Consider the following 5,292-nt stretch of genomic DNA (forward strand, 5'->3'; position numbering starts at 1 on the left):
GTGGAGTTATCGAATTGAGGGCGGAAAACTCCTGCCGGTGCGTTATGCCACAACGACCGATATCCAGCTCTGGAATCTCACGGATCTGGCAGTGCAATTCCTACTTGAACGTTTAAAAGATATAAAGACAAAATGATTAATGACAAAATTATTTTCTTATTTTGTTTCTTTCGGATTGAGCAAATAGTATGCCCATAGAAAAGATGTTCAAAACCAGACATATTTCGGAGGAAGCATTTCGAAAGATAGATTTTCAAATTATGGGATTCACCTTTGAGATACAGAATGAAATGGGCAGATATTGGAATGAAAAAATTTATCAGAATGAACTGGCTTATCGATGTCAAAAAGCTGGTTTTCATAAAGTTGAAACAGAAGTGCCAATAATTTTCTTGTCATATTTGGCGTCGGCTATTGGACTGCCCCGAGGGAGAAAAATGAAAGAATTGATGACTCCGTAGGAACTCGGGAAAACCTTGAATTTCTCCGTTTTCGCGAAAATAATAATAAAAGCAGTAGTAAGTAACATTGTTTATTAAGTATTTTCAAAGGAGAGAAAAATGTCTAAAAAAGAAATTTCTATACTTTGTTTCAAAATTTTAGGTGTGTTATCTTTTCTTTTAGCTATTTCAAACATTAACTTTATTACGGTAGGAATTCAATCTATTAAATCAGAAAGTTTAAGTTCAGTATTAATAGTCCTCTCTTTCATTCCATTTATATCATTTATTGCTGTCGGTATATATCTAATTAAAAACAGTGAAAAAATAAGTGAACTTATCTTTCCTTTTACAGAGTCCGAAAAAAAAGGTACAACTTTATCATCGATAGATATACAAAACATAGCATTCTCTATTGTGGGTATATTTATCTTAGCACAAGCTATTCCATCATTTTTCAAGGCAGTCTCTAATTTTTTCTATCTTATTATTGTACCGTATCACTCTAGTTTTAATCCTTTTAAATATAGATTAATAGGTGATTTCACTGGTGTAATATTAAAACTAGTTTTAGGTTCATACCTATTTTTACAGAGTGAAGGCATCTCAAAGCTATGGCATAAGATTAAAGAAACAAAAGGAATGAATTTCAAAGAATAATCGAACCGGAACCTGACAACAAGGACTGTATTTCGATCCGAACTTTTGGATGCCTGCACCAGGTTATCTTTAAGTCTGAAATTCAGGTGCAACGCAATCCTCACAGCAAGTGAAACTAAAAGCTGCAAAATGGTCATAAAGGAGAAGGGAACATGACAGCTAATTTGGTCAGTATTGATTACTTAATTATTCTATTATATTTCGTCGTCGTTTTCCTGATCGCATGGTGGGTCGCCTTTCGCGAGAAGACAACCCGCGAGACGTCGGCGGGGTATTTTCTTGCTGGTCGAAGATGACAATGATTCAAACGAACTTCGCAATGACCCGATTTTTAAAATGTCTTGTTTGTTTTCAAATAACAAGGGAATCGTATGCCCAATTTTACCAGAAAAGGTCTCTTTTCACATCAAATGGATGTCTCCGAATTCTTTCGCAGTATAAGTTACTAATTTAATTTCCTTTGAGTATCATTTTGCTGTGTTTTTATGAAAATTTGCCTATCAACAAAATTTATGAATTAATCAGGTAAAATATCTATGAATATAATTTCGATTATTTCTTTCATTTTAGCGACAGGTGGCGTCGCATTTTTCACCTACCGCATTGTCCATCGAATGAAAAAGTCCGACAATGCTACTGAAGAATATTTCACCGGTGGGCGTGCTCTTACTTGGCCGATTGTTGCCGGATCACTCTTGCTGACCAATCTATCCACGGAACAGTTGGTGGGACTAAACGGTGCTGTCTTTGGGGATAAAGCCCTAGTAGGAATTGCCTGGGAAGCACTGGCTGCTTTGGCCATGATCGCCACCGCATTGGTTTTTCTTCCCCGGTATTTAGCCAGCGGATTTACCACCACCCCTGCGTTTCTTGAAAAGCGTTTTGATAAAACGACCCGTTCCATGGTTTCAGGTCTTTTCCTGTTTGGATATGTGACGGTACTGCTTCCCGTAGTTCTTTATACCGGTTCTTTGGCTTTGATCGGTATGTTTGATCTAAACCTGTCGCTTTGGTTTGTGGTGGCTACGATTGGTATCCTTGGGAGTTCCTATGCTATTTTTGGTGGATTAAAATCCGTTGCTGTAAGCGATACATTGAATGGTGTTGGTTTATTAATTGGCGGACTGACCATCCCATTTCTGGCACTGCTCGCTTTGGGAGACGGGTCATTCTTTTCAGGATTGGCAGCATTAACAAATGATAATCCAGAATATTTGACAGTCCTTACTCAAACCAATGTAGATAATAAAGTCGTTTCGGTCCCGTGGCCGACACTATTTACAGGAATGATGTTTATCCAGGTGTTTTACTGGTCCACCAATCAAGTGATTGTTCAGCGGGCGATGGCAGCCAAAAGTCTGGCTGAAGGACAAAAGGGTGTGCTTTTTGCGTCAGCAATGAAATTGGTCGGGCCGTTGATGTTGTGTCTTCCCGGGATTATCGCATTACACATGACCGATCTCACCATCGATAAACAGGACCAGGTTTACGGGGCGATTGTCCGTCACGTATTACCGGATTGGTCATTGGGGTTGTTTGCTGCGGTGCTCATGGGTGCCATCCTGAGTTCATTCAATAGTGCTTTGAACAGTGCATCCACCTTGTTTTCTCTTCAGTTTTATAATGGATACATCAACCGGAATGCAACGGGAGAGCAGATTGTAAAAATCGGCAAATATTTCAGTATTGGCCTGGCCGTTACCTCCATTTGTATTGCACCGCTTCTGGCTCAGATGCAGTCCATTTTTGAATACCTGCAAAAAGTGAACGGGCTTTACAGTGTACCTATCATCGGTATTTTCCTTTTAGGGATCACAACAAAACACGTGCCGGCCATAGCAGCGAAAATGGGGATGATTGTGGGAATGGGATTTTATACATTTTTCACATTTGTGAACATCAAGGACGTTCCGACATTTTTTGCCAACGGAGTTGGTGATCTCCATTGGCTTCATGGCTATTTCATTAGTTTCATTGCATCAATTTTTACAATGCTGATCATTGGATATTTCAAACCTAAAACCGCTGATGAAATCGCCAAAAGCGATGAAAGAGATCCAGCGCCGGTTAATATGACACCATGGTCCCAGGCAAAAAACGTTTCATTTGCAATAATAGGAATTACTATCGGCATTTATCTCTTCTTATCATGGATATCCGGTTAATGAAATCTTTTAGAGCCTTTTTATTATTAGACAGATTTGAGCATAAAATTCATCCAAGTTAGGAGGTCTAAAATGGCCAAAAGAATGGGGTTGACGATTTCTTTGATAACAGTTTTTTTAATGTTTGCCGACGCCTGGTCGAACGGGGATGAAGGGGCGCCCGGAGCGCCCGGAGCTCCGTCAATTTGGAGCCATGCAGCTAAAACCGGTATCGGAACTGCTTATGAAGCGTATTTTAATAAACAATACAGCGATGCGGGATCGACCGGTGTGATATCAAAAGTCTGGTTTTCCATTGCCAACGGCATCATCACCGAAACGGCTTTTGGACGGATTGACAAGGCCCAGATTAAGGACCTGCAGTTCCTGATCACGGGCAGCGGCTTCTTTGATGAAGAGCGAAGAGATACCGACAGCCAGATAGAATATTTGCATACAGATAGCGAGGGTAGGCCGCTTTCTTTGGCTTATCGAGTTATAAACACCGACAAGGAAGGTAAGTATAAAATTGAAAAGCATATTTTTACCGACCCGGATCGGCAGACTTTGTTTATGCGGGTCATATTTACGGCCAATGAAAACGGTATTACTCCATACATTTTGATAAATCCCCATATGAACAATACCGGCAGCGGTGATGTGGCTTTTGTGGACAAAAGTGGATTGCATGCCCGAGAAGGTGAAGTCGTCTACTTGAGTTTGAAAAGCAGCGCCACTTTTGTTGAGACTTCGGCTGGCTTTGTAGGTGAATCTGATGGCTTCACAGATTTGAAAGACAATGGCGTGATGGACTGGCATTACGACCGGGCTGATAGCGGCGGAGGCAATGTCGCCATGGTGGCCCGATTGCAAACTCTGAACAGTGAAACAGTCACCTTTGATGTTGTCTGTAGTTTTGGCAGTACTGTAGAGGAGTCGATCGTACAGGCTGAAGGAAGCCTAGCCGATGGCTATGAGGCCGTTTTGAAAAAATATAATGGTGTTGGCAGCGAGATTGGCTGGGAAGATTATCTAGCCAGTTTGTCCAATCTAGCTGATATGATTCCGCAGACCGGGGATAATGGCAGGCAGCTCTATGCTAGTGCGCTGGTAATCAAGGCGATGGAAGACAAGGAATATGCCGGGGCGCTGATCGCTTCCTTATCTATCCCATGGGGCGAAACTGCAAGCGCAGAGACTAACGCCACCGGTTATCGGGCAGTCTGGCCCAGGGATTTCTATCAGGTGGCGATGGCATTTTTAGCTTTAGGCGATACTCAGACGCCGTTGGTTGCGTTTGAATATCTTGATCAGGTACAAGTGACCTCAAATACTCCGGACAACCGGGGAGCGACGGGCTGGTTTTTACAAAAAACCCATATTGACGGCACGCTTGAATGGTACCGTGTCCAATTGGACCAAACGGCCATGCCCATTATGCTCGGTTGGAAATTGTGGCAAGCTGACATTTTGGACAATGCCGAGATATCCTTCTGGTATACCAGTATGCTAAAACCCGCAGCCGAATTTCTGGCCAATGGGGGCAGCGTGAGTTTGCGCGACAACGTCGAGACAATCATCCCTCCAAAAACCCAGCAGGAGCGCTGGGAAGAGCAGCCCGGCTATTCTCCTTCCTCGACGGCAGCCCTTATTACAGGTTTAATTACGGCGGCTGACATAGCAGACCAGGCCGCGAGTGATCCTGGTGCGGCTGCCTGGTATAGAGCTAAAGCGGATTCATTTGCCGGGAATATTGAGAACTCGATGTTCACCACCACGGGAACGTTCGATAGCGACAAAAATAATGGTCGCTATTTCCTGAGAATGACCCAAAATCAGAATCCGGATGAAGGAGGGCTTCTTGAAAGCCGCAATGGCCGCCCGGCCATCAATGAAAAAAATGTACTGGATGCCGGTTTTCTAGAACTGGTACGCTATGGTGTTCGACGACCAGACGATGAATATATTCTGGATTCTCTGGTGGAACTGGACGATACCTCGCTCCCTGACAACCTCCAGGTAAAGTACGAATTCACCTTCCCCGGAGA

General features: G+C 42.7%; 6 protein-coding genes. All 6 read left to right on the forward strand.

Annotated features, from left to right (window positions below; translation table 11 throughout):
• A partial coding sequence (locus IH879_19025) for a hypothetical protein (GenBank protein ID MCH7677020.1) occupies positions 1 to 136 on the forward strand: 136 nt, incomplete at its 5' end.
• A 52-nt stretch (positions 137 to 188) separates the two neighbouring features.
• The gene (locus IH879_19030; GenBank protein MCH7677021.1) at positions 189 to 461 is read left to right on the forward strand and encodes a hypothetical protein; all 273 of its coding nucleotides are present in this window, start codon (positions 189 to 191) and stop codon (positions 459 to 461) included.
• 99 nt (positions 462 to 560) lie between these two features.
• Positions 561 to 1,100, forward strand: a complete 540-nt coding sequence (locus tag IH879_19035; protein ID MCH7677022.1) for a hypothetical protein — start codon at positions 561 to 563, stop codon at positions 1,098 to 1,100.
• A 152-nt stretch (positions 1,101 to 1,252) separates the two neighbouring features.
• Entirely contained in the window at positions 1,253 to 1,396 is a 144-nt protein-coding gene (locus IH879_19040) for a hypothetical protein (protein MCH7677023.1), read from the forward strand.
• Positions 1,397 to 1,636: 240 nt separating this feature from the next.
• Positions 1,637 to 3,265, forward strand: coding sequence for a solute:sodium symporter family transporter (locus IH879_19045; protein MCH7677024.1), 1,629 nt, complete (start codon positions 1,637 to 1,639; stop codon positions 3,263 to 3,265).
• Between the two features lie 72 nt (positions 3,266 to 3,337).
• On the forward strand, positions 3,338 to 5,292 hold a 1,955-nt coding region (locus tag IH879_19050; protein ID MCH7677025.1), incomplete at its 3' end, for a glucan 1,4-alpha-glucosidase.

It is taken from the genome of candidate division KSB1 bacterium (genome assembly GCA_022562085.1).
GTDB lineage: Bacteria > Zhuqueibacterota > Zhuqueibacteria > Oceanimicrobiales > Oceanimicrobiaceae > Oceanimicrobium.